This is a genomic window from Pseudomonas sp. ANT_H12B (assembly GCF_008369325.1).
GTDB lineage: Bacteria > Pseudomonadota > Gammaproteobacteria > Pseudomonadales > Pseudomonadaceae > Aquipseudomonas.
This window is the reverse complement of sequence record NZ_VOBI01000009.1, coordinates 150,904-176,155: the sequence shown is the minus strand read 5'-3', so window position 1 is coordinate 176,155 and position 25,252 is coordinate 150,904. Positions and strand designations below refer to the sequence as shown.

Sequence of the window (25,252 nt, the reverse complement as noted above, 5' to 3'; positions counted from 1 at the left end):
AGCCACCTTATATGGCAGCCTTATAATTGACGATAATAATAAAAACTATACTGAAAATTTATATTGCAGATATTTAACAGCATCCATTTTTGATGATGGGGTTGGGCCTTCCGAATATCTATCGAAAGTCATTCGTAATAATCCATCAGCCTTGTGACCGACCAAAGAGATGATGACAAGGTTCTTCACATCTGCACGTTCTAATGTAGTGATTACAGTTTTCCGAATGCTATGGAAAACACACTTCTTGTCAAATCCCAAATCTGTTTTGAAAATTGAAAATTGATTGCCTAAACCTTTCGATTTAGTTTCATACTTCCCGCCTTTGCTTGTCTTCAACAAATACCCATCGTCCGATGAACTAACAAGCCGTTTGACCGTTTCCATAAGAACCGGATGAATTGGAACAAATCGAACAGATGCTTGTGTTTTACCTTCCGTGATATGAAAACAATCAATACCATCTTCTTTAACAACTGAGGATATTTTCAAACGGCAAATTTCTTCTATCCGTGCCCCCGTGTAAGCGGCAATTTCAATCAAATCCGCTAGCTTACGCTTTCCCATTTCAATTGCTTTACTATGCAGGGCATTAACTTCGTCAGTAGTAAAAGCACGTCTCTCGTCCTCTTTAAGTGTTCCGCGACGGACTTGGCTCAGTTCATGATTTTTAAATGGGTTCATAGGATAACGCTCTTTAAAGGGTGGTTCTTTTTTAATCAAGAAATTATAGAATGCATTAAACGAAAATAGATATTGTTTTTTAGTTTTAGCTTCAAGATTTTTTGAAATCAAAAAAGAACCAACCGCTTCATAATCTAGCAGTAAGTCCTCAGCTTTCAAAAACGCATCAAGTGCTTTAATTCTCTTTATATGTCTATCGACTGTATTCAAGTCAACTTTTCGTTGATTTAACTCATAGTTATAGAACGCATCAAGGCGACTTTTGAAAAACGGGGTTTTGGGTGAGTAGTCCGAACGACCTGCTGCAATATCAATTGCTTCATTAACAAGGTCGATGCTTAACTTCTTTTCTTGTGCATATTGGATTACTTCAAAACCCATTTTTGTTTCATTGGTTGCGGGTTTCCCCTTAATTTTATCTTGGTTTATTGCCCTTTGATGCTTTTCAACTATTTGAAGAACATCATCACGGAAATTACCGATTTCACCCCTTCGGGCTTTTTCGATTTCGGTTTTCCACTGCTGCAACCATCGTAGTTTGAAAATATGGGCTTCCGAACGGTTGCCCGTTTTGAGACTTTTAGTCAGAACTTTACGCCCGGAAAAGGCTTCCCGTGCGTCTTCTGGAACGTCCAATCGGACGTAGTAGGTGCCAGATTTCAGAACTAAAAAATCAGTCATAGCAGAAACCTTAGCTAGTCATTTCTACCCAAAATTCTACCCAAAATTTCTACCCAAATCCACTACAAGCCTTTAAACTAGCGGCACTGCTGGGTCTTATGATGTTTTTGAGGGAGTTCGAGTCTCCCTCGGGCACCAAAATTAAGAAAGGTCTTGCTTTGCAAGGCCTTTTTTTTCGTCTGTAGAAAAGTAAGCTCGCCCGCCGCTATGGTGTAGCAGCTGCCGAAGGCTGCGATCTTTTGATCTTGCCTTTCAACGCCGCAACCCGAAACCCGAAACCGCTCGGCTAACGAATCAAGGATTCACACAATGGAGTTGCCTCTGGAAACCGTTGCCCTTTTCGCCCTCAAGCTGGCTTATGAGAGGGAGGGGGAAAGTCCGATTCTGCGGGATGATCCGATCATGAGTGATTATGAGCGGGAGGTGTTTCGGTTGCTGGTGCGGCGGAGGGATGTTGAGGGGATTCAATTTAGGGTGGCGCACTGTGTGGGTTTGGCGCTGGACGCTATAGGCGGGGCTGATACGCCGCTAGGGCGAGAGTTGCAACGGTTGTCAGCTGATTTCAGCAATGCGCGGGCAATGGAACAATTTGAAGCCCCGCTCATCGCGCTCAAGGATTACTTGAAAGATATTCAATGAATGAAAGCTGGCGACCTAAAAAACGGGAACGCCCGATAGCCGGACCGACGTTGGCCGCCATTTCTCATCCAATAATAATCCAACATTAAATCTGTCCACTTCCCCCCTTTTCCGCCGATGAAAATAAGCATGTCCACTTTTCCAAACGAGTCGCACAGAAGTAATTGCTAGACGGCCCACGAGGAAAGGTCTTAGGTGGATCGACTGCCGAAGGACGCCTGTAGCAAACTTCTCAATTTTTCACTTTGATGGCGTCGAGCCGACGCTAGCATTTCGACATTAAGATTTTCACGCGCCAACTCTGCCGCCCAATCAGGCATGTGTGTTGTGGCGCCCAACGCATCGCGAGCTTCCGCAAGCAAGGTCTCTGGCGGAACCAAGGTGAACGCAAAAAGCATCGGATCAAGAAATCGTTCAAGTACAGGCTTCATAGCTGTGTCGCAATGACGAAACACATCAGCTAATCGCCGGGTCGGGGCAGCAAATGTGGCGTTGCCGGAACGATTCGCTACCTGAGGCGGCGCTATCGCAAAAACCACTCCGTCGATCACCTCTCCGCCAGCGGTAGGATCAATTCCTCTGTGCACGATGCCATTCCGAAGCTCACGAAGGTAACCGAGAACGGCCTCTCCTGAAAAATTGTCAACATGTAGACTTTCCCTTATAGCGGTTTCAAAGGATTCACCATGTGCGTCCTTCACCATGTCAGCTGCCGACAAAAGGTTCGTCACGTAGAGTGAATAGTGCATTCGCATTTGGAAGATATCAGCTGGAGGCCGGAATGCATTGATTTCAGTTGCCGAGAATGCGGCGCTCTCAAGATGCCAAGTAACCGCGTTAACGAGTTCATCATTGATCATATATTTCCCTTTCAATTGATTGATCCGGGCACTTTGCGGATCAGAAGATACTTCGCCCCGCGCAAAAAAATGGGGGACAGCCTTATCACCCCTTTGTAATCTTAAAGTTTATCGGTGTAATGAATGGAACCTCAGGCGCAAACGGTGATATACCAGCAATTGAACTACAAAGTGCGCCGAGCTGCTGCATAGAGATATGAGCATACTCAAGTGCATCCCTCGAAGACTCCATATCTTCAATAAAATTCAGACCCCGCGCAAAATTTAAATCGTGATCATCAAAATATTGCCCAGTCGTTCGGCTATTTTTTACCTTAGCGGGCTTTATGGGAATAGGTAACTGTATAGCAGGCAATAACTCTCCTTGGAACTCTATAGTTTTCGTAAAAGCCAATAGCGTTTTAGCGGCGTTTGCTAAAGGTGCGACATGTACGACTAAATCGCGATACGCGCCCAGTTCATAGAGCCAATTATCAGGCAAAGATGAAGCTCTCAGTTCTTTACCTGCTTTATCCTGAGGTGGCTGAGACGGCCAAACCTTTAATAGGCCACTTAAAGCGGTAATTTTTTTAGCAGACGGATCATCCTTTCTTATCATTGCCTCAGAATAAAACTCAGAAAGATAATCTCTTAGGGTGCAGGCATCTACCAAAAAGGAATGTAGAGCCAAATAGCACAATGAGGTGTGCCCATCAAGAAAGCGGTCATTGGTTTTGAATGATTTCGAGAGTAAACGCCCATTTAATTGATCAGAGTATGCTTCCGATAGCTGTCGAAGCCTCCACTCACAAGCTCTTATTTGGTGGGAAATTCGAGACGCTATATCGTAAAACAACCCACTTCTCTGTAAGAATGCAGCATTTGCTATAAAAGACCAATCATGCCCTTGATCCGCACAAAGCCACGTTGGAGAAGCTGTAAGATTGATAGACCTCCACTCTGGGGGAGCGAAACTCTTCGCCTGCTCTTCCGTATGGAAAAAATCACACCCAACAATCTGCAACCCTAAGCGTCTTATGTCACCATAAAAACTTCCATAGCTTTTTATATTTAAGCTTGCGGACTTTCCACTCATCGCATTGGGCCGAAGACCTGCTGTTTGATCCATCCCATTAAGAACGCGCCCACCACCATACAAGTGCAGCTCTCTCAATACCGGATGCCAATCCACGTTAACGCTCCTTGCTTAGGTAAGATTCACATTAAACCAAGTCCGACATTTAAAACGCACTTCAGCCAGCAAGCCAGATAATGGCGAGAAACTCAATAAAATCAGACCCCGAGGCGGCAACGCTATGAGTGCAACACAAACTTCGCTTCAAGCCTGTGCAATAACTCAAACGTATTCAAAAACGGAACGTTTAGCTGCTCACAAATATTTGGAATGATGAATTTACGTTTCGCGTGGTGATTCAACACTTCATGAGTCACTAAAGTCGCGCCAGTCGTCATAGCCTTTGCAATCAGCCAAGGGTCTGCTCCCGCTAAAAATTCTTCCATGGCGCCTATCTTCATTCTCGGCGCCTGATCTGCCACAAGCCCTGCCACTTGCGCGAATGCTTCTTGGGTAGCGTCATCGTTGGTGATGTGGAAGAAACTAGCGTTCTCCTTCACCCAATTAGCCAGTTCGTCATTCCCCTTGTTTAGTTCTTCCATTACTGGGGTGATGCTGGATAAGGCCAACGCTTCATTTTTCAGCAACAACCATTGCCAAAACCCAGGACAGATAGCCATCCCGTAGTAACGATTTTTTGCCTCGATCAGCGTGTTAGCGTCGAGCAAATGGTTCATTCCGTGATCCTGCTGGCGAGATTCCTTAATTTGGCAGGTTGCACGCCGAGCAAATGTCCCGCATCGCGCAGCAGCATCCGGCCACTCATTGCTTCAGTCAGCACCGCCTTGCTTAGGCGAGGACTGTTTTTCGCAGTGGCGTTGCGGTAATAGTCACCCGCTCCACCTTTATCATCCTGAAAAGTTTTGAGGATCATTCGATAGTAAGCGCTGTATTGCGCCTGGCTTAGATATCCAAGATCCAATGCGCGGCGACCGATCGCCAATTTACTGATGTGAAACCGAGCGGCCAGCGGGGCCAGGTTGTCTTCCCAGTTCACGTTGGCGTTCCAAAGTGCACGGAACTTGGCTTCGGGAGCCAGAAACTCGCCTGCAACTGCATTGCAGAATCGTTCCTCGTCTCGACCGTTGGCGGTGTTTCCGTCAGACACTCCGCTGCTACCAATCCAGATATGGGCCAGTTCGTGGAGCAAAGTGAACAGCCGGGCGGTGGGGGCGTCGGAACTGTTGACGAATACAACGGGGGCGTAGGCATTACTGATGGCAAAACCCCGAAACTCGCTAACTTCAAGTTTTCGATGAGTGTTCCCTAGAGCAATGCCACTGCGCATAACCAGAACGCCAGCCGCTTCTGCGGCCTCGATCAAGGCACGGCTGTACTTGTCGTAATCCAATCGAGCAGCGTCTGGGTTCACGCCGAGGGTCCGGCGGATGTCGTCCACTACCTCGGCGACTTGAGATCGGCTATTGAAGCGACCCACAAATGCCAGCGGCTGATGCTCTTGGTTTTGCAGATACTCCAGGTACCAATCCTGCTTACGTATGGAATCCCTGACGGTGTCCAACAACTCCAGACTGGGACGTTGCGGCGCAATCCCACCGACGGTCCGAAGATCAGGTAAAGGCAGTTGTTCGACGGGAGGCTGCTGAAGAAATAGGAAGCCAAAAGGAATGTGAGCGAGACTCGCCCACTTTTGAGCCTGAAGGAATGTGGGCTTGGTCTCGCCAGACTCCCATTCCTGTACTCGATCAGGTTTCACCGGCAGCTTTTTAGCAACCTGTTCAGTGGAGAGACCTGCGCGCTCACGAGACCAGGTGAGCAGGCTTGGATTGACTAAGGCGGCTTGGCTCATAGGGTCGCAGGCAATTCAGACAAGGCTGGTAAACGTTCGAGAGCATCCTTTGCAGATGCATCCGACTGACGCTTGTTCCAGTTATCTGTCATTGCCTTTCTCCTTGGCTATTAAAAATCTGGTGGCAGCGGCTACAGATTAGTAGAGAAGCAGAGTTACCGATGAGAAGACCGGTAGAAGCGGGCGATTATGAGGTAAATGCGCAGGGACCCGAAGCGTAAATATGTAACCCGCAGACGGATGGCGCCACTTTGTTTCAGTGCGTTTCATGATGGAAGTGCGCCACGCCCCGGCCGGCCACTGCGCCTTTATCACCCGAGTTTGCGCGGTGGTTGACCAGATTGTTACCCATTAATTTCGAAGGTTGCAGGAACGAGGTCTCCACGATACCCTCCCACCGTCGCTGCCAATTCAGCGACCGGGTGTGAGAGCCCGCAACAATCAAGGCGCAAAGCGCCCCAAAACCTATCGCGGCGTTTTTTTTCGTCTGCGATATGGCTTTATGGCGGCTGTGCGTGGGAGACCTTCGGGTCTACCGGTTGCCTTGATTGCCGGTTTCTCACCCCGCGCACGGCTGTCACCCAAGCCTGTGAGAAGGCTCGTGGCAGCTCCTCAAATCAAGGATGTTGACCCATGACTAGAACAAATCCGTACGAAATTTGGTTTTCCCCTCTACGCAATTCCCAATCGCGTAACGCTCTCCCCGACCGCCTCTCCCTCATCGGAGGTGGCAAATGACCGAACAACCCGAACTCAAAACCATCGGCCTAACACCCGCCATCTACTGCGCGGATCAAGCCCTGTTCCACGTCACTCGCGGCGTCCCTCTCGGCGATGCGTTATCAATGGCTTCTGACTTTCTGTTTCTCGCCAAGAAGCTGAACGAAGATGCTGCCTACGCCACAGACACCGACCGCCATGCCTGGGCTGCGCATTATTTGACAGCGATGAGTAAGGCGGTGGTTGATGATGCGGTGAAGGTGCTGAATCGGGATCGGGATAATGAGCTGGCGTCTAAGCGGGCGGGGGCTAAGGCTGAAGCTTAGTGTTTGAGGCCTGTGGGGTGTGGGTGACTTGCGATGGTCGCAGCTGATTCAGCATTTATGTTGGTTTGGCTAACGCCTTCGCGGGCAAGCCCGCTCCCACAGGGATTGTGGTGAGCTGACGGGCATTATTTGGCCCAACTAGGTGGCTGGGTTGTCATTGCGGTGCATCTTCAGCATTGATGTGGTCTGGTCTGGCGCTATCGCCAGCAGGCTGGCTCCCACAGGGGTTTTGTGGGGTGGCTGGGATATTGGATTTGCCTCGAAGTTTTTCGGGGCTTTTTGTTATTCGGCTCGGGGTGAATGGCTTTCGGTTTACAGCGGGATAGATCAACGCATCTGCTCCCTGGAATGCCCACGGATCTGATGCTGTTTCTTACCTGTAATACTTGATATATATCAGGCATCGACAGGCCCTCAGGGCATTAGGCAGTGAGTGAACGCCCCCGTGTCACACTCATCTAGACTTAATGGATAGTCGTAGGCAGAACCGAACACGTCGCTTTGGTGCAGTTCAATCAAAAGCGCCGTGGCAAGCTGCCCTTGATGCCCAGTAGAGGTGCGGCGAAGACCGTGCCGGGCACAACAAGATGCCCGCTCAGGGTGCCCTGGCCGACGGCCTGAAATTGCCACGATTCCGTGACGTGGTGTGAGTGCCGCAGCCGACACTTTCGGACGACCGACAACCCTCTGGTTTGTCCGTGACCGTGAGGAATGCTGAATGCCTGATGAGATGTTGCAATTGCCTATGGTCAACAGCGTGCTGGAGCGCCACAAGGGCTCTGCGGGCGCACTGTTGCCGATTCTTCATGAGATTCAGGAGGGCATCGGTTACATCCCCGATGCCGCCATCCCCGAGATTGCCCATGCGCTGAACCTGAGTCAGGCCGAGGTTCGCGGGGTGATCAGCTTTTACCATGATTTCCGTACTGCGCCGCCGGCGCGGCATATTCTGCGTCTGTGCCGGGCTGAGTCCTGCAAGAGTCGCGGCGCCGAGCAGCTCGCCGCGCAGTTGCGCGAGCGTCTGCAACTGGACGATCACGGCAGTAGCGCCGACGGCAGCATCAGTTTGCGTCCGGTGTATTGCCTCGGCGCGTGTGCCTGCTCGCCCGCTCTGGAACTGGATGGCCGCGTGCATGCGCGGCTCAGCGCTGAGCGTCTGGATGCATTGCTTGATGCTTGCCGGGAGGACGCATGATGCCGCGCCTCTATCTGCCCAGTGATTCTCTGGCCCGCGCCGTGGGTGCCGACGAAGTGGCGGTCGCCCTTGCCGCGAAGGCCCAGGAACGCAATCTGCCCCTGGAGTTGCAGCGCACCAGCTCGCGCGGCCTGTATTGGCTGGAACCGCTGCTGGAGGTGGACAGCCCGCAAGGCCGGATCGGTTTCGGCCCGCTGACCGCTGCCGATGTGCCGTCCGTGCTCGAAGCCCTGCAAGGCGAGCCGTCCACCCATCCACTGGCCTTGGGCCTGGTGGAAGAATTGCCTTATCTGAAGACTCAACAACGCCTGCTGTTCGCCCGCGCCGGCATTACCCGGCCGTTGTCCCTGGATGATTACCGGGCTCATGGCGGCTTCGAGGGCTTGACCCGTGCCGTCGCAGTGGGCGGCGAGCAGACCGCAACGGAAGTGTTCGATTCAGGCCTGCGTGGCCGTGGCGGCGCGGCCTTTCCGGCCGGGATTAAATGGCGCACGGTACGCGCCACTCAGGCTGCGCAGAAGTACATTGTGTGCAACGCCGACGAAGGCGACTCCGGCACTTTCGCCGACCGCATGTTGATGGAAGGCGACCCCTTCCTGCTGATCGAAGGCATGGCCATTGCCGGCATCACCGTCGGCGCCACTTACGGCTACATCTATGTGCGCTCGGAATATCCACAATCCGTGGCCACCTTGCGCGAAGCGTTGGACATTGCTCGGACCGCCGGTTACCTCGGCGCCAATGTCGGCGGCAGCGGCCAGGCCTTTGATATGGAAGTGCGGGTCGGTGCCGGCGCTTACATCTGCGGTGAAGAAACTGCGCTGCTGGACTCGCTCGAAGGCAAGCGCGGGATCGTCCGCGCCAAGCCGCCGATCCCCGCGTTGAAGGGTTTGTTTGGCCTGCCGACGCTGGTGCACAACGTGCTGACCCTGGCTTCGGTGCCGCTGATTCTGGCCAAGGGTGCGCAGTTCTATCGCGATTACGGCATGGGCCGTTCTCTGGGCACCATGCCCTTCCAACTGGCGGGCAATATTCGTCACGGCGGTTTGGTGGAACGGGCCTTTGGCTTGACCCTGCGGGAACTGGTGGAAGACTACGGCGGTGGTACCGCCAGTGGCCGGCCGCTGAAGGCTGCGCAGGTGGGCGGCCCGCTCGGCGCCTGGGTGCCGCCTTCGCAATTCGACACACCGCTGGATTACGAAGCCTTCGCCGGCATCGGCGCGATGCTCGGTCACGGCGGTGTAGTGGTGGCTGACGACAGCCTGGACATGGCCCAAATGGCGCGCTTCGCCCTGCAGTTCTGTGCCGAGGAATCCTGCGGCAAATGCACGCCGTGCCGCATCGGCTCGACCCGAGGCGTAGAGGTGATCGACCGACTGCTGGCCGCACCTGATCAGAGCGGTCGTGATGAGCAGGTGATCATCCTCAAAGACCTGTGCGACACCCTGCAATACGGTTCGCTGTGCGCGTTGGGTGGCATGGCCCCCTTTCCGGTCGTCAGCGCCCTCAAGCACTTCCCCGCCGAATTCGGTCTGCAATCTTCGGAGGCCGACCAATGATTACTCTCTTCGACCCGAACACCGATATCGATCTGGGCACCCCGGCCCGCGACAGCGACGTGCAGGTGACCCTGAACATCGACGGCCGCAGCATCAGCGTGCCCGAAGGTACTTCGGTGATGCGCGCCGCCGCATTGATGGGCACCACCATTCCGAAACTGTGCGCCACCGACAGCCTGGAAGCCTTCGGTTCCTGCCGCATGTGCCTGGTGGAGATCGACGGCATGCGCGGCTACCCGGCGTCCTGCACCACGCCGGTCACTGAAGGCATGAGCGTGCACACCCAGACGCCGAAACTCGCGACCCTGCGCCGCAACGTCATGGAGCTGTACATCTCCGATCACCCGCTGGACTGCCTGACCTGCTCGGCCAACGGCAACTGCGAGCTGCAAACCGTCGCCGGCCAGGTCGGCCTGCGGGAAGTGCGTTACGGCTATGAAGGCGACAACCATCTGGCCGACGTGAAGGACACCTCCAACCCCTACTTCGACTACGACCCGAGCAAGTGCATCGTCTGCAACCGCTGCGTGCGCGCCTGCGAAGAAACCCAGGGCACCTTTGCCCTGACCATTACCGGGCGCGGTTTCGAATCCCGGGTCGCGGCCGCCGGAGGCGAGAACTTCCTCGACTCGGAATGCGTGTCCTGCGGTGCCTGTGTGCAGGCCTGCCCCACCGCGACCCTGATGGAAAAAAGCGTGGTCGAACTGGGCCAGCCTGAACGCAGCGTAATCACCACCTGTGCCTATTGCGGCGTGGGCTGCTCGTTCCGCGCCGAAATGAAAGGCGACCAGTTGGTGCGCATGGTTCCGGACAAGAACGGCCAAGCCAACCACGGCCATTCCTGCGTCAAAGGACGCTTTGCCTGGGGCTACGCCACCCACCCGGATCGCATCACCAAACCGATGATCCGCAAAAACATCAACGACCCTTGGCAGGAAGTCAGCTGGGATGAAGCGGTGACCTACGCCGCCAGCGAATTCCGTCGGTTGCAGCAAAAATATGGTCGCGACTCGATTGGTGGCATCACCTCCAGCCGCTGCACCAACGAAGAAACCTACCTGGTGCAGAAACTGGTGCGCGCCGCGTTCGGCAACAACAACGTCGACACCTGTGCGCGAGTCTGCCACTCGCCGACCGGCTATGGCCTGAAACAAACCTTGGGCGAGTCTGCCGGCACCCAGAGTTTCGACTCGGTGATGCAGGCCGACGTGATCCTGGTGATGGGCGCCAACCCCAGCGACGCCCACCCGGTGTTCGCCTCCCAGCTCAAACGCCGCTTGCGTGAAGGCGCGCGATTGATCGTCATCGACCCACGACGCATTGATCTGGTGGACTCGGTGCATGCCCGCGCCGAACTGCACCTGGCCCTGCGCCCGGGCACCAACGTCGCCATGCTCAACGCCCTGGCCCACGTCATCGTCACCGAAGGCCTGCTCAACCAGGCCTTTATCGACGCCCGTTGCGAGGGCAGCGATTTCGCCCGCTGGAGCGAGTTGGTCAGCCGCGCGGAAAACTCGCCGGAAGTTCTTGGCGAGATCTGCGGCGTAGCCCCTGCCGACATCCGTGCCGCTGCTCGTCTGTATGCCACTGGCGGCAACGCGGCGATCTACTACGGCCTGGGCGTTACCGAGCACAGCCAGGGCAGCACCGCGGTGATGGGCATCGCCAACCTGGCCATGGCCACCGGCAACATCGGCCGCGAAGGCGTGGGCGTGAACCCGCTGCGGGGGCAGAACAACGTTCAGGGCTCCTGCGACATGGGCTCTTTCCCCCACGAACTGCCAGGCTACCGGCACATCTCCAACGAGGTGGTACGGACGCAGTTCGAACAGGCTTGGAATGTCACCCTGCAACCCGATCCGGGCCTGCGCATTCCGAACATGTTCGAAGCCGCCCTCAGCGGCAGCTTCAAGGGCCTGTATTGCCAGGGCGAGGACATCGCCCAGAGCGACCCGAATACCCAACACGTCACCGCAGCCCTGTCCGCCATGGAATGCATCGTGGTGCAGGACATTTTCCTCAACGAAACCGCCAAGTTCGCCCACGTGTTCCTGCCGGGCAGCTCGTTCCTTGAAAAAGACGGCACCTTCACCAACGCCGAACGACGCATTTCCCGGGTGCGCAAAGTCATGGAACCCCTGGGCGGCAAGGCCGACTGGGAAGGCACCGTGGCCCTGGCCAACGCGCTGGGTTACCCGATGAACTACCAGCACCCGTCAGAAATCATGGATGAAATCGCCAGCCTGACACCGACCTTCACCAACGTCAGCTACGCCGAACTGGATCGCCACGGCAGCCTGCAATGGCCGTGCAACGCCGCGGCACCGGACGGCACGCCGACCATGCACATCGAGGAATTCGTGCGCGGCAAGGGGCGTTTCATGCTCACCGGCTACGTGCCCACCGAGGAAAAGGTCAACAATCGCTATCCGCTTCTGCTGACCACCGGGCGCATCCTCAGCCAGTACAACGTCGGCGCTCAAACCCGGCGTACCGACAACGTTGCCTGGCACGACGAAGACCGCCTGGAAATCCACCCGACCGACGCCGAGAGCCGTGGCATCAACGAAGGTGACTGGGTCGGCATCGGCAGCCGCGCCGGCCAGACCGTACTGCGTGCGCGGGTCACCGAACGAGTCGCCCCGGGCGTGGTGTACACCACTTTCCACTTCCCTGAGTCGGGGGCCAACGTGATCACCACCGACAACTCCGACTGGGCCACCAACTGTCCGGAGTACAAGGTCACTGCCGTGGAAGTCAGCCGCGTCTACCACCCTTCCGAGTGGCAAAAACGCTATCAGGAGTTCAGCGACGAACAAGACCGTTTGCTCAAGGATCGCCGCCAGGCGCGTGGCGCTAAAGCGGAGGTGCGCCGATGAGCACGGCCAACCTGATCAAAATGGTCAACCAGATCGCCCAGTACTTCGCCAGTGAACCGGACCAGCAACAGGCCGTGCTCGGCGTGCGTAATCATCTGCAGATGTACTGGACGCCCGGCATGCGCAAGGAGTTGCTGGCCTGGCAGACGGAGCATCACGGGGAAGACTTGCATCCGCTGGCGCAAGCGGCGGTCAGTGGGGCGGGTTGGGAGGCTTAGGTTCACACGAACTCAAGCCTGTCTGAAAACCTGTGGGAGCGAGCCTGCTCGCGAAGAGGGAGTGTCAGTCAGCGTTTTGGCAGCTGACACACCGCTTTCGCGAGCAAGCCCGCTCCCACATGGGCTGCGTGTTCAGAGCAAATGCTGAGAAATCAGCTTGGAAATTTCCACCATCGACGTCCTGCCAGTGAATTCAAACTTCACCTTCCCCAACGACGAAAAATAAATCTCCAGTTCCGAATCCAGGTCAAACGTCCCGGAGGTCTCCACCGAATACGCCACGATGTTTTTGTACGGCAACGAGGTGAAGTCTTTCTTGCTGCCAGTCAGGCCCTGCACGTTGACCGCAATAATCCGCTTGTTGGTAAACACCACCCCATCACGCATGGATTTGTAGGAGTCGATGACCTGCTCCCCGTCCAGTAGCAGCGCGGTGACGCGTTCTGCGTATTCGTCGTTCTGTTTGAGTTTGAAGAAGCCTTTGTTGTTGAAATCAATCATCTGCCATTCCCTGTTTTTAATGGACATCTAAGCCGAATGCACCGGCGACACTGCCGTCAGAACGTATTTACGCCGTCACCGCTACTTGTGCACGAATCCTGCGTAAGTCGGCAACGATTCATTTACACCAGCTGCGTTATCATTCCGCACTTCTCAGTACCAAGAACCCGGATGTCCATGTCTTTGCCGCTGCCTGACGATCATCAATCCCTGCCCCCTGTTCTGGCCGGGCCGCTGTTGCGGCGTCTGGAGCCCACGCGCCTGGTGATGTGGCTGGTGGGATCGCGGGCGTTGGCACTGACGTTGCGCCTGCAGGACCATGACGACGTTCGTCTCGACGATAAGCACTGCACGATCATCCCGATCGGCACTCACGCCTTTGTGCATCTGATTGATGTGAAGCTGGACACTGCCCTGCCCTTCGACACGTTGATCGAGTACGACCTGTTGATTGATGACGATCTGACGGGCATCGCCGAGTGGGCACCGCATTTGCTCTACGGCGAAGCGTGTTCGCCGAATTTCGTCCTGCGCTCACGGATCGATCAGTTGTTGCACGGCTCCTGCCGCAAACCGCACTTCCCGGCGGCCGATGGATTGTTGTGTATCGATCGTTTGCTGGCGACGGAACACGAAGCCAAAGATCGCCCGGCGCTGTTGATGATGAGCGGCGACCAGGTCTACGCCGATGATGTGGCCGGGCCGACGCTGCGGGCGATTCATGCCTTGATCAAGCGGCTGGGACTTTTCGAGGAGCACCTGGAAGGCGCAGTGGTCAGTGACAGCGCCAAACTCTACGAGCATCCCGCCAGTTACTACCACCGTGCGGATTTGTTACCGGCGCTGCAGAGCAATGAAACCCTGCGCGAGCGATTTTTCGGTGGGGCGCGTAAGCCGATTTTCACCAGCAGCAGTGCCGACAACCATCTGGTGACCTTCTCTGAAGTCATGGCCATGTACTTGCTGGTGTGGTCGCCGACGCCCTGGACATTGATCACGCTAAAACCGCCGAAACTGATTAAAGAAAGGCGCGAGCGTTATGCCCTGGAACAGACGCGCATCGACGGTTTCAAGGCGGGTCTGGGTAACGTTGCGCGGGCACTGGCGCATCTGCCGACGCTGATGATTTTCGACGACCACGATATTACCGATGACTGGAATCTTTCCGCTCAATGGGAGGAAACGGCCTACGGTCATCCGTTCTCCAAGCGGATAATCGGCAACGCGCTGATTGCTTACATGTTGTGCCAGGGCTGGGGCAACAACCCGGATGCGTTCGACGCGGTGCTGGAGAAGGCCGGAAGATTGAGCGCCAGCGGGCACGACGGTTACCTCGACAGCCCCGTGCAAGATGCCCTGATCGATGAACTGCTGGGGTTTCAAAACTGGCATTACGTGCTGCCGACCAGCCCGGCCCTGGTGGTGCTCGACACCCGCACCCGGCGCTGGCGCAGTGAGATGACACTCAAGCAGCCTTCGGGGCTGCTGGATTGGGAAGCGCTGAGCGAGCTGCAACAGGAACTGCTCGATCATCCCTCGGCGATCATCGTTTCGCCGGCACCGATCTTCGGCGTCAAACTGATCGAAACCGTGCAGCGCGTCTTCAGTTGGTGCGGTTTTCCGCTGCTGGTGGACGCCGAAAACTGGATGGCTCATCGCGGCGCGGCCCAGGTGATCCTGAACATTTTCCGACACTCGCGCACGCCCGGTAACTACGTGGTGTTGTCGGGTGATGTGCATTATTCCTTCGTCTACGAAGTGCTGATCCCACACCGCAAGGCCGGCCCGAAGATCTGGCAGATCACCAGCAGCGGCATCAAAAACGAATTCCCGCCCGCGCTGCTCGAATGGTTCGACCGCCTCAACCGCTGGCTCTACTCACCACGCTCGCCGCTCAACTGGCTGACCAAGCGCCGACGCATGCGCATCGTTCCGCATGTCCCCGAACATGCCGAAGCGGGTGAACGGTTGTGGAACTCGGCGGGGATCGGCCAGGTGTTCTTTAATGAAAAAGGCCAGCCACAGGATATCTACCAGCACAACTCGAATGGCTCGCCGAAGACGCGAATGGTGGCGCCTGAAATTTCCGAAACATCTGACTGACTGCTGACTGATCGTTCCCACGCTCCGCGTGGGAACGATCAGGCTCGGGATAACTGCTCCCTCATTTGATCGGTGTGCCCTATGGATCTCACCAGAACCCTGATCATTGGCAACTCCGGCTCGGGCAAGAGTTGGCTTGCCGAGCGGCTGGCCAGGCACCTGCAAATGCCGTGGATCGATCTTGATTCGATTAACTGGCTGTCCGACGAATGCAGCATCGCCCGTCCACGAGCCGAGGCGCTGGGCATGGCACGCATAGCCGCGAGTGAAGAACGATGGGTAATCGAAGGCGTTTACGGCTGGATGATCAGCGAACTTGTCCACCGTGCCACGGCGTTGATCTGGCTGTGCATAGATGATGAAGAGTGCGTCGCCAATATTCGCCAGCGCGAAGTGACGCGCGATGACAATGATGAGTTGTTGACCGCCTTACTGGACTGGGCCGGCAGCTATCGTGCGCGCGAAGGTTCCAGTGGATTTTCCGCCCACCAACGTCTGTTCGAAGGATTTACCGGTTCAAAGCTACGGCTGATGGAGCGCACGGAAACACCGGCTTTCTTAAGTTCAATGTGAAAACCAGCTGATCTCCCCCTGTTTGTCCTTTGCCTATCCGGCTGGAAATGACTGGCACTCGGTAGGAAAACACTGGCGCCTGAGCGGGTCCGAAGGCGAAGTCGTTGTGTCGGACCTGAAGGACGGAAAACTGGTGGCATTGATGCAGGACTATCAACAGCCATGTAGGCCGATGAACCTGATGTACACCCAGGATCGCTACCGCCTGCCAAAATTGCGCCGCTTCGTCGATTTCGCCATGCAGATGTGGGCAAGCACTAGCCGGCTTAACACGCCATGAACTAATCTCCTCGACTGCGGATCACTTTGATATCAGAGCGGCAAGGAGAGCGGTGATGGGTGAGACATCGAATATCGAGCCGTTGAAGTTCAATCTGTCGGATTTGAACGAAGGCATGTTGCATACCATTCTGGAGCTGGTCAGCGACGGCATCTGGGACTGGAACGCCAACACCGGTTTCGTCTACCGCAACCCCGGCTGGTACGAAATGCTCGGCTACGCAGCTCACTCCCTGGACAACACCGTGTTCACCTGGGAAAACGTGATTCACCCCGAAGATTACCCGCGAGTGATGGCGTTGTTTGATGATTACCTCAATCAACGCGCTCCGGGTTATCAGGCCGAGTATCGCTGCCGCATGCAGGATGACAGTTATACCTGGATCGAAGATCGCGGCTATGTGCTGGCACGCAATGCCGACGGCTCGGTGGCGCGAATGGTCGGCGCGCACCGCAGTATCGAAGACAAGAAACGTCTTTTCGAAGCGCTCGAACGGCGCAATCAATCCCTTGAAGCGATCGTTGAAGAACGCACCAGGGAGTTGTCTCGGGTCAATCAGCAGCTACAGATTCAACTCGAAGAAAATCGCAAACTGGCGGAAACCGACACCCTGACATCGATCGCCAATCGCTATCGACTGGAAAAAGCGCTACCCCAGGAGTGCGAGCGAGCCCAGCGCTTTCGACAGCCACTGTCGCTGATTGCCATGGACATCGATGACTTCAAAAACATCAACGATCACTATGGCCACGCGCTGGGTGATGCGGCGTTGGTGCAGGTGGTCGAGTGCGTGAAAAACTGCGTGCGCGAAGGCGATCTGCTGGCGCGTTGGGGCGGTGATGAATTCATCATGATCCTTCCCAATACACCTCTGGCCGAAGCAAGAACCCTCGCCGAGAAAGTCCGCCATGGCCTTGCAAGCCTGCTGGCCGTGGGCGACTTCCAAGTGACCATGAGTTTTGGTGTAGTCCAACGCTTCGAAGACGAACAACAGAGCGGACTACTGGCCAGGGCCGATCAGACGCTGTATCGATCGAAGGTGGCCGGCAAGAATGTGATTTCGGGATGACGGCTACTCCCTCCCATCGTCTCTGCTCACATCCCCGCCTTCACCAACACCGGTTTCTCCTGATATCGATCCGGGTACAACTGCTTCAATTGCGCCACTTTCGGTAAATCGTTGATCACGATGTATGGGTACGTCGGGTGTTCGGTCAGATAGTCCTGATGCTCTTCCTCGGCCGGGTAGAAACCGTTGTAGGTCTCCAGTTTGGTCACGATGGGTTTGTTGAACGAACGGGCAGCGTCGAGTTGAGCAATGTAGGCCTGAGCGACACGTTGCTGTTCGCTGTTTACCGGGAAAATCGCCGACCGATACTGGGTGCCGGTATCAGGTCCCTGGCGATTGAGTTCGGTCGGGTTGTGGGCCACCGAGAAATAGATTTGCAGCAAGGTGCCGTAGCTGACCTGACCAGGATCGAAGGTGACTTCGACGGATTCCGCATGACCGGTATCGCCATCGCTGACCTGTTCGTACCGAGCGGTATTGGCGGCACCGCCCGCGTAACCGGAGACGGCTTTTTTCACGCCTTTGACATGCTGGAACACTCCTTGGACCCCCCAGAAGCAGCCGCCAGCGAAGACCGCGGTTTCACTGTGGGCCTGGGTGGTTTCATCAAAGGCCGGAGGAGGAATGATCATCGCTTCTTCAGCGGCGCCGAAAGAAAACGCCGAGCATTGACCGATGACGCCAGCGGCGGCCAGCCCCAACAGGGCGCGACGCCAGGTGGACAGGGTTTTCATGAGTCTGACTCCTGGGTAATGGAAGAGCGATCAACCGAACGTAAAGGCATACGCCGAGACACCCGGGTCGAGAAACTCGATGCTGAAAGTCCGGTCCGTGATGCCGCCGCTTTGACGGACTAATTGATACAAACGCTGCTCTGTCACGGTGCCGCTGCCATCGGGTGCCACGTCCGTGCCGTGGGCATCGCCCGGGGCTTTGCCGTCAATCAGCACCTTGAAGCGCACCGGTTTTCCATCAGCCCCAGGCCCCAACACCAGATGCAAGTCACGGGCGTGGAAGCGGTAAACAATGCGACTGGCCGACGCGCTTGCAGTCGCTCGCTCCGAACCGACATTCCATTGACCCTCCAGGCTCCAGTCGTTGAGAGCCAATTGCGACGGTGGGTTATAGGCCGACACCTTGTCGGGCACCAAGCTGGTTTCCGGCACGAAACGCTCCGCACGCTGGAAGCCGAGATAGGTTTCGGGCGACTGCACTTCGTTCATGTCCGGCGCAAGTTGAACACCCTGGGCATCGGTAGTGATCAGGCCGTCCGCGACCTTCGCGGCGCCCGCTTCACGCAGCAGTTGCTGAATAACCCGTTCCGACTCGGCGTACTTGCCTTCACCAAAGTGGTGATAACGAATGCGCCTCTGAGCGTCGGCAAAATAGTGAGCCGGCCAGTATTCGTTGTTGAATGCACGCCAGACCTTGTAGTCGTTATCGATAGCAACCGGGTAGTTGATGCCAAGGTCCTTCATGGCTTTGGTGACATTGCCTACGCTCCGTTCGAAGGCAAACTCGGGCGCATGGACGCCGATCACCACCAATCCCTGATCGCGGTACTTTTCGGCCCACGCTTTCACATAGGGCAACGTGCGCAGGCAGTTGATGCAGGAGTAAGTCCAGAAATCCACCAGTACGACTTTGCCCTTCAAAGCCTGTACGTTTAGGGGCGGCGAGTTGAGCCATTGCACCGCACCATCCAGTGATGGGAGGTTGCCTTCAATCGGCAATGCGCCCGGCACTTTGTCAGCCGCTTTCATCGCACTGCCGGGGTCTCGCGACATCATCGCCCCACTGTTGCTCGGTGACTTACCGGTCAAGCGGCTCACCAGTGCCTGCTCGATATCGCCCGTGGACGCTGTCGAAATCCGGGCCAGAATCCCGGTGTCCAGTCCCAGGGCTATCGCCGCGACACCAGCCAGCATCGCAGCCCCCAAACCTCGACGCAGCCACTCGCCAGCGCCGATGGAACGCTTCATCGCGGCAAAGACTTTACCGCCCAGCAACAGCGCCACGGCGAGGGATGTGGCGGCACCTGCGGCGTAGGCCAGCAACAACAAGGTGGTAGCGATACTTGCCCCTTGCAGAGCCGCCCCGGTCAGCAACAAGCCCAGAATCGGCCCGGCGCACGGTGCCCAGAGCAGCCCCGTGGCGACGCCGATCAGGAACGAAGCACCGGGACGCGGACGCGCATCGGCGCCCGCCGCTTCCGACAACCGGCTGCCAGCCGCCACCAATGGTCGGGTCAGTCGCTCGGCCAATCGAGGCAACAACAACGTCAGCCCGAACAAGGCAACAAACACTAACGCCAACCAGCGACCGTACTGATTGACTTGCACCACCCAACCGCCGCCCACTGCGGCCAGCGTGGCAACGAGCGCGAAGGTGAGCGCCATGCCCGCCAGCAGCGGCAAACCACTTTTCATGAACGGCTGCCCGGTGCGAGCGAAGACAAACGGCAGTACCGGCAGAATGCACGGGCTGACAATCGTCAGCACACCACCGAGATAAGCGAGGACCAGAAGCCACATAGCGTCGACCTGTAAAAAGTGAGTGAAGGAATCAGGCCGCCAGGGGCTCGAATTTCATTGCCAGGCCGTTCATGCAGTAACGCAGACCAGTGGGTTTGGGCCCGTCATCAAAGACATGGCCCAAATGACCGCCACACCGTCGACAGTGAACCTCTTCGCGCAACACGCCGAAGGATCGGTCCTGACGGGTAGCCACAGCCTTGTCCAGCGGTGCCCAGAAGCTCGGCCAACCGGTGCGGCTGTCGAACTTGGTTGCGGCGGAAAACAGCGGCAGGTCGCAACCGGCACAGGCAAAAGTGCCCTCGCGGTGCTCATTGTTCAGCGGGCTGCTGTAGGCCCGTTCGGTGCCTTCTTCGCGCAGGATTTCGTACTGCTCGTCGCTCAGCATCGCGCGCCATTCGCTGTCGCTGTGAGTCACCTCGAACACCTCCGCCGCGCTGGCGTCACTGAGCACTGCAGAACTCGCGGCAAATTTTGGCAATACACCGATTGCCAGGGCTGCAACCCCCAGCCCGCCGCTCGCTACAAGAAACTGCCGTCGTGAAAACATGGTCTGCTCCGAAAATCCAGGGTGCCTTTCATGGAACACAGCCTAGGCTTGGGTTGATCGCCAAATCCTCACGAGAAGTTAAACAATTCGTGATAACTCAGGCCCCGGAAAACCCGCACAATGCGCTCATTGCGCCGAAGGATTGAGCTTGATGGAACAGACCAAACGCGTCCTCGTGGTCGAGGACGACCTGCATATCGCCGACCTTATCTGCCTGCATCTACGCGATGAGCAGTTCGAGGTGGTGCACTGCGCCGATGGCGATGAAGGCATGCGATTGCTAAAGCAAGGAAGCTGGGACGCGCTGATCCTCGACCTGATGCTGCCCGGCGTCGACGGCCTGGAAATCTGCCGCCGCGCCCGCGCCATGGCGCGCTACACACCGATCATCATCACCAGTGCGCGCTCCAGCGAAGTACACCGGATTCTGGGGCTCGAACTCGGCGCCGACGATTACCTGGCCAAGCCCTTTTCCATGCTCGAACTGGTGGCCCGGGTCAAAGCGCTGCTGCGACGGGTCGACGCCATGGCCCGCAACCTGAAAATGGACGCTGGCAGCCTGATCACGGACGGTCTTTCCATCGACCCGATCACCCGCGATGTGTCCCTCGACGGGCGCCGCCTCGATCTCACGCCAAGGGAGTTCGACCTGCTGTATTTCTTCGCCCGTCAGCCCGGCAAGGTGTTCTCGCGCATGGACCTGCTCAACGCCGTGTGGGGTTACAGCCATGAAGGCTACGAGCACACGGTCAACACTCACATCAACCGCCTGCGGGCAAAGATCGAAGCAGATCCGGCACAACCGGCGCGCATCCTCACGGTGTGGGGTCGTGGCTATAAATTCGCGGTCAAGGAGGAACAGCCATGAGGCTGACCCTGACTCAGCGCCTGTCTCTGGTATTCGCCGTGTTACTGCTGGTGTGCTGCGGTACGTCAGCATGGATGCAGGTGCGCTCCAACCAGATGCATGAGCTGGAAGTGGTGCAAGGATTGTCGCGCGATCTTGCTCAGCACATAGCCCGCGACACCGTGCTGATGGACACCAAAGGCCTGATGCCCGACGCCGTGCGCGACCTGTTCAGCCAACTGATGCTGGTCAACCCCAGTGTCGAGGTCTATCTGCTCGACCCCGAAGGCCGGATTGTCGGCAGCGCTGCGCCCGAGGGTCGGATACGCCGGGAACGGGTCGACCTGGCACCGATCCAGCGCCTGCTCAAGGGCGATGCCCTGCCGGTTCTCGGCGACGATCCGCGCAGTGTCGATGGCCGCAAAGTGTTCAGCGCCGCGCCATTGCAGGTCAATGGCAAACCGGTGGGCTATCTCTATGTGGTGCTGCTCAGCGAAGAACACGACCGCTTCGCCGAACGCGGCGCCACCAGCGCCGCCCTGAATACCGCGCTGTTGTCCATCGGGCTGGTGGCGCTGTTGTGCCTGATTGCCGGTCTCACAGCATTTGCCCTGATCACACGTCCGTTGCGCCGTTTGACCGAAACCGTCAGCCGGTTCGACATTGATGGCGCTCCGGTAACACCCCCTGCATCCGCTCCGGTGGAAAAAGCCGCCAGCCACGATGAAATTGCCATACTCGACGCCGCCTTCCGGCAGATGCAGGCACGCCTCGGCGAGCAATGGCGTTCGTTGACCCGCCAGGATCAGGAACGCCGCGAACTGGTGGCAAACATTTCCCACGACCTGCGCACGCCCCTGGCCTCGCTGCACGGTTACCTGGAAACCTTGTCGCTCAAGGACGCCGCCTTGTCACCCGCCGACCGCCGCCGTTACCTGGGCATCGCGCTGGATCAAAGCCGAAAGGTCGGCGGGCTGGCTCAATCGCTGCTGGAACTGGTGCGACTGGAACACGGCTTCGTGCAACCGGTGCTGGAGCGCTTCTCCCTGACCGATCTGGTGCAGGATATTTTCCAGAAGTTCGAACTGACGGCCGAGGCGCGCCAGGTCGAACTGAAGGCCACCTTCGCACCCAACGTTTCAGCTGCCTGCGCCGACCTGGGGTTGATCGAGCGAGTACTGACCAACCTGTTCGACAACGCCCTGCGCCATACCCCGCAAGGAGGAGAAATCGAACTCAGCCTGCGCCCTCAAGGACCTTTTATCGAAGTCACCGTCAGCGACACCGGCCCTGGCATTGCTGCCGAGCTTCGTGAAGGTCTGTTCCTGCGACCGTTCAACATCGGCGGCGCACGACGCGATGGCGGCTTGGGTCTGCGGATCGTTCACCGGATCCTGCAGTTGCACGGCCGCGAGATCCAGCTGATCGATGTTCCCGGACGCGGCGCGACTTTCCGCTTCTCCTTGCCGATGGATCAACAAACAGCCGAGCAATGGGCCGTTCGCTCGATGAACCTGAATTCGATGGGGAATCCGTGACAACGCCGCTTCGGTCCAATAGATTAGGCGGCCTGAAAAGGCCCAGTGCTTTCTCGCCTCAACCCAAGCTAAAAGAAGTAGTGAAATTTCAATGTCCGATTCCAATACCGCTGAATCCGTAGTCACCTTGTCGTCCAAAGCGGAATACGAAAACTCCATCAATCTTTCACAGCACGTGACCCAGGCCAAGACCATCAGCGAGATGGTCCTGGACGCTTTCCAATCCACCCGGGAAAGCGACCAGATCCGCGGGTTGCGCGCCGCGATTCGCCAGGCTCACGACAGCTTCGACGACGATAAAGCCTATGAACTGATGGGCGAACTCAAGCAACTCAAGGACGCAGAGGCTGCCGATATTGCCGCCCTGGAAGACCTGAGCAGCAAATTCTCGATCGGCCGTATTCTGTCCAGCTTCAAGGACGACCCGGCGTTCCAGGAAATCGTCTATGGCCTGGCGTTGAAGGTGCTGAACCAGACCCACCAGGCCATCAGCAACCCGACCAGTGGCAAGAGCAAGGCTGCTCGCGCCAAGAAAGAAGTCGAAGTGTTCATCATCAGCAAGGATGGCATCAGCGTCACACTGCCGCTGCGCACTCCGCGCTCGCGACTGAACGTTGACCGTGAAGCACTGGAATTCCTGGGCTTCTCCTTCATTGGCGAAGGTGAAGAAGCAGAGCTGGAAAGCGAAACGTTCCTGGACAATGCTGGAACCGAACAAGCGGTTAACCGCAAAAACATCATTACCGCGCTTCAGCAGCAAACCGCGTTCGATGGTTACAGCATCGCCGCGCAGTAACACACCATTGATGACTGAAAAGCCCCGCACTGAGATTCAGCGCGGGGCTTTTTACTGCCTGCTGGTTCAGCATTAGTGCGTTGATGGCCGTATCGCCACGATCATGTCAACTTCAATGGCTGCGTCTTTCGGCAGCTGATAAACGCCGATCGTGGTTCGTGTATGTTTACCGGCATCACCCAGTACATGACTGAAAACGTCCGACGCACCGTTGGCCACTTCGCTCAAATCGACAAAATCCGCGGTGGACTTTATGTAAACCGTGATGCGCAATAGCGACTTGATCTTGTCCAGCGAACCGATGGAATCAACAATCAATGCCAGACCGCGCAACGCACTGATGCTGGCGGCGCTCTGTGCATCCGCCAGCGTCAGATCCAGGCCTACCCTGCCCGGATACTGAACTTCACCATTCATCCGCGGCACCAGACCGCTGATGTAAAGCTCATCGTGATGCCGCACCAACAGCGCGTAATGCCCGCCGGCCGTATTCTCGCCGTAGATATCGTAGCCGAGCTCTTTTGCCAGCGCGATGAATCGTTCATCGCAGGTCATGTGTCTTGTCATCTCTCCTCCTCGATCAAAAATTGTATCCATTTTTTTGGACAGATTAGCCCAAAGACCTCGACTCGGGGCTCGCCTATGAAAATCAGCCTGGATCAAATTGATGTCCCTTAGATTCGAAATCGATTGAACTGACGAGCGAACACCTGAATGCCCCGCGCTCAAAAGAAGCGCGGGGCTTTCCGCACAGGCGCTTGATCGTACTCATGCACAGCAAAGGGGCTGCATTCCCACGCGGAGCGTGGGAACGATAAAACGCCACCTGAATGAAAAAGCCCCGCTCTTCTCTCGAAGGCGGGGCTTTTCAATGCAGCCTCTGAATCTTAAGGCGCGTAAGTCAGCAGCAGCTCACTCGGCACTTTGAAATCCAGCGACATCATCACGCTCAACGCGGTAATGGTGAAGATCGAGAACACGAACAGCTTGCGTGCCCAGACCGTGTCATCCACTGCCTTGTAGCCGGTCCAGGCCATGTACAACCAGTACATGCCCATGGCCGCGGCGACGGCGAGGTAGCTCATGCCGGCGTAGCCGCTGAAGGTCAGCATCAAGGTCGCCACGAGGAACGCCAGGATGTAGAGCAGGATGTGCTTCTTGGCCACTTGAATCCCGCGCTTCACTGGCAACACCGGAATCGATGCGGCCAGGTAATCGTTGAAGCGGAAGATCGCGATGGCATAGGAATGCGGCATCTGCCACAGGCTGAACATCACCAGCAACGTCAGTGCGGCCATGTCGAAGCTGTTCGTCACAGCGACGTAGCCAATCACCGGCGGCATGGCGCCCGACAGGCTGCCCACCAGCGTGCCGTGAACCGACTTGCGCTTGAGGTACAGGCTGTAGAAACCGACGTAGATGACAAAGCCGATCACCGCGAACAAAGCGGCCAACGGGTTGGCCACCTTGTACAACAGTGCAACGCCGAAAACACCCAGGACAGTCGCATAAGCCAGTGCCAGTTTCAGGGAGATCAAGCCCTGGACCAGCGCCCGGTTTTTGGTGCGTTCCATCTTAAGGTCGATGTCGCGGTCGATGCAGTTGTTGAACACGCAACCGGAAGCCACCACCAGGGACGTGCCGATTATCGCAGCCAGGAAGATGGCCAGATCGACATGCCCTTTGGAGGCCAGGAAAAATCCGCCTGCCACTGAAAGCACGTTACCGAAAATGATCCCCGGTTTGGTGATTTGGATAAAGTGCTTCAAGGACATC

At 56.6% G+C, this 25,252-nt stretch carries 23 protein-coding genes and 1 pseudogene; 13 read left to right on the top strand and 11 right to left on the bottom strand.

The window, feature by feature from the left end; genetic code table 11:
- Positions 1-45: 45 nt before the first annotated feature.
- Positions 46-1,365, bottom strand: coding sequence for a DUF6538 domain-containing protein (locus tag FQ185_RS16055; protein WP_149418260.1), 1,320 nt, complete (start codon positions 1,363-1,365; stop codon positions 46-48).
- 309 nt (positions 1,366-1,674) lie between these two features.
- Between FQ185_RS16055 and FQ185_RS16050 the strand changes: the two genes are divergently transcribed.
- Positions 1,675-2,004 carry a hypothetical protein gene (locus FQ185_RS16050; RefSeq protein WP_149418259.1) on the top strand — a complete coding sequence of 110 codons (330 nt, stop codon included), beginning with the start codon at positions 1,675-1,677 and terminating at the stop codon, positions 2,002-2,004.
- Positions 2,005-2,195: 191 nt separating this feature from the next.
- Here FQ185_RS16050 and FQ185_RS16045 read toward each other — a convergent pair whose 3' ends face one another.
- The 4 genes from FQ185_RS16045 to FQ185_RS16030 all read right to left on the bottom strand — a co-directional run bounded on the left by FQ185_RS16045 (position 2,196) and on the right by FQ185_RS16030 (position 5,788).
- Positions 2,196-2,864 carry a hypothetical protein gene (locus tag FQ185_RS16045; protein ID WP_149418258.1) on the bottom strand — a complete coding sequence of 223 codons (669 nt, stop codon included), beginning with the start codon at positions 2,862-2,864 and terminating at the stop codon, positions 2,196-2,198.
- 85 nt (positions 2,865-2,949) lie between these two features.
- Positions 2,950-4,035 (bottom strand): hypothetical protein, encoded by a 1,086-nt coding sequence (locus tag FQ185_RS16040; protein ID WP_149418257.1) that lies wholly within the window; start codon positions 4,033-4,035, stop codon positions 2,950-2,952.
- 122 nt (positions 4,036-4,157) lie between these two features.
- A complete protein-coding gene (locus tag FQ185_RS16035; protein ID WP_149418256.1) occupies positions 4,158-4,655 on the bottom strand; it encodes a DUF4411 family protein in 498 nt (165 codons plus the stop codon).
- A complete protein-coding gene (locus tag FQ185_RS16030) occupies positions 4,652-5,788 on the bottom strand; it encodes an ImmA/IrrE family metallo-endopeptidase (RefSeq protein WP_149418255.1) in 1,137 nt (378 codons plus the stop codon). Before FQ185_RS16030 ends, FQ185_RS16035 begins: the two co-directional genes overlap by 4 nt.
- Before the next feature lie 734 nt (positions 5,789-6,522).
- Here FQ185_RS16030 and FQ185_RS16025 point away from each other — a divergent pair.
- The 5 genes from FQ185_RS16025 (at position 6,523) to FQ185_RS16005 (ending at position 12,685) form a co-directional block, all read left to right on the top strand.
- Positions 6,523-6,834, top strand: coding sequence for a DUF3077 domain-containing protein (locus tag FQ185_RS16025; protein WP_149418254.1), 312 nt, complete (start codon positions 6,523-6,525; stop codon positions 6,832-6,834).
- Between the two features lie 718 nt (positions 6,835-7,552).
- Positions 7,553-8,029, top strand: coding sequence for a formate dehydrogenase subunit gamma (locus FQ185_RS16020; protein ID WP_008147694.1), 477 nt, complete (start codon positions 7,553-7,555; stop codon positions 8,027-8,029).
- A complete protein-coding gene (locus tag FQ185_RS16015) occupies positions 8,026-9,588 on the top strand; it encodes an NADH-quinone oxidoreductase subunit NuoF (RefSeq protein WP_178113544.1) in 1,563 nt (520 codons plus the stop codon). The genes FQ185_RS16020 and FQ185_RS16015 overlap by 4 nt, the downstream gene beginning before the upstream one ends.
- Entirely contained in the window at positions 9,585-12,467 is a 2,883-nt protein-coding gene (gene fdhF, locus FQ185_RS16010) for a formate dehydrogenase subunit alpha (protein ID WP_149418253.1), read from the top strand. The genes FQ185_RS16015 and fdhF overlap by 4 nt, the downstream gene beginning before the upstream one ends.
- On the top strand, positions 12,464-12,685 hold the full coding sequence (locus FQ185_RS16005) for a formate dehydrogenase subunit delta (RefSeq protein WP_149418252.1): 222 nt from the start codon (positions 12,464-12,466) through the stop codon (positions 12,683-12,685). Before fdhF ends, FQ185_RS16005 begins: the two co-directional genes overlap by 4 nt.
- A 132-nt stretch (positions 12,686-12,817) precedes the next feature.
- Here the strand turns inward: FQ185_RS16005 and FQ185_RS16000 are convergent, their stop codons facing one another.
- Positions 12,818-13,186, bottom strand: a complete 369-nt coding sequence (locus FQ185_RS16000; RefSeq protein ID WP_149418251.1) for a PH domain-containing protein — start codon at positions 13,184-13,186, stop codon at positions 12,818-12,820.
- A gap of 171 nt (positions 13,187-13,357) precedes the next feature.
- Here FQ185_RS16000 and FQ185_RS15995 point away from each other — a divergent pair, with 171 nt between their 5' ends.
- The 4 genes and pseudogenes from FQ185_RS15995 (at position 13,358) to FQ185_RS15980 (ending at position 17,211) form a co-directional block, all read left to right on the top strand.
- Positions 13,358-15,289 (top strand): alkaline phosphatase D family protein, encoded by a 1,932-nt coding sequence (locus FQ185_RS15995; protein ID WP_149418250.1) that lies wholly within the window; start codon positions 13,358-13,360, stop codon positions 15,287-15,289.
- A gap of 81 nt (positions 15,290-15,370) precedes the next feature.
- Complete coding sequence (locus tag FQ185_RS15990; RefSeq protein ID WP_149418249.1) at positions 15,371-15,862, top strand: adenylate kinase; 492 nt, start codon at positions 15,371-15,373, stop codon at positions 15,860-15,862.
- A gap of 19 nt (positions 15,863-15,881) precedes the next feature.
- Positions 15,882-16,142: pseudogene (locus FQ185_RS15985) on the top strand (LysR family transcriptional regulator); the annotation flags it as partial.
- Positions 16,143-16,197: 55 nt separating this feature from the next.
- On the top strand, positions 16,198-17,211 hold the full coding sequence (locus FQ185_RS15980) for a sensor domain-containing diguanylate cyclase (protein ID WP_149418248.1): 1,014 nt from the start codon (positions 16,198-16,200) through the stop codon (positions 17,209-17,211).
- 26 nt (positions 17,212-17,237) lie between these two features.
- On the opposite strand, the gene msrA is transcribed toward FQ185_RS15980, so the two are convergent.
- Genes msrA through msrB form a run of 3 tightly spaced genes read right to left on the bottom strand, consistent with a single transcriptional unit; the run spans position 17,238 to position 20,295 of the window.
- Positions 17,238-17,945, bottom strand: a complete 708-nt coding sequence (gene msrA / locus FQ185_RS15975) for a peptide-methionine (S)-S-oxide reductase MsrA (protein WP_149418247.1) — start codon at positions 17,943-17,945, stop codon at positions 17,238-17,240.
- A gap of 30 nt (positions 17,946-17,975) precedes the next feature.
- On the bottom strand, positions 17,976-19,745 hold the full coding sequence (locus FQ185_RS15970) for a cytochrome c biogenesis protein DipZ (protein ID WP_149418246.1): 1,770 nt from the start codon (positions 19,743-19,745) through the stop codon (positions 17,976-17,978).
- 31 nt (positions 19,746-19,776) lie between these two features.
- On the bottom strand, positions 19,777-20,295 hold the full coding sequence (msrB, locus tag FQ185_RS15965; protein ID WP_149418245.1) for a peptide-methionine (R)-S-oxide reductase MsrB: 519 nt from the start codon (positions 20,293-20,295) through the stop codon (positions 19,777-19,779).
- Between the two features lie 151 nt (positions 20,296-20,446).
- Between msrB and FQ185_RS15960 the strand changes: the two genes are divergently transcribed.
- The 3 genes from FQ185_RS15960 to FQ185_RS15950 all read left to right on the top strand — a co-directional run bounded on the left by FQ185_RS15960 (position 20,447) and on the right by FQ185_RS15950 (position 23,476).
- Positions 20,447-21,163, top strand: coding sequence for a response regulator transcription factor (locus FQ185_RS15960; protein WP_149418244.1), 717 nt, complete (start codon positions 20,447-20,449; stop codon positions 21,161-21,163).
- Positions 21,160-22,680 (top strand): HAMP domain-containing sensor histidine kinase, encoded by a 1,521-nt coding sequence (locus tag FQ185_RS15955; protein WP_149418243.1) that lies wholly within the window; start codon positions 21,160-21,162, stop codon positions 22,678-22,680. Before FQ185_RS15960 ends, FQ185_RS15955 begins: the two co-directional genes overlap by 4 nt.
- A gap of 91 nt (positions 22,681-22,771) precedes the next feature.
- Entirely contained in the window at positions 22,772-23,476 is a 705-nt protein-coding gene (locus FQ185_RS15950; RefSeq protein ID WP_149418242.1) for a hypothetical protein, read from the top strand.
- Between the two features lie 72 nt (positions 23,477-23,548).
- Here the strand turns inward: FQ185_RS15950 and FQ185_RS15945 are convergent, their stop codons facing one another.
- Together FQ185_RS15945 and cyoE are read right to left on the bottom strand one after the other, a co-directional pair.
- A complete protein-coding gene (locus FQ185_RS15945) occupies positions 23,549-24,043 on the bottom strand; it encodes a RidA family protein (RefSeq protein WP_149418241.1) in 495 nt (164 codons plus the stop codon).
- A gap of 320 nt (positions 24,044-24,363) precedes the next feature.
- Positions 24,364-25,251: a heme o synthase gene (gene cyoE / locus FQ185_RS15940; protein WP_149418240.1), complete on the bottom strand. Its 888-nt coding sequence runs from the start codon at positions 25,249-25,251 to the stop codon at positions 24,364-24,366.
- Between the last annotated feature and the right edge of the window lies 1 nt (position 25,252).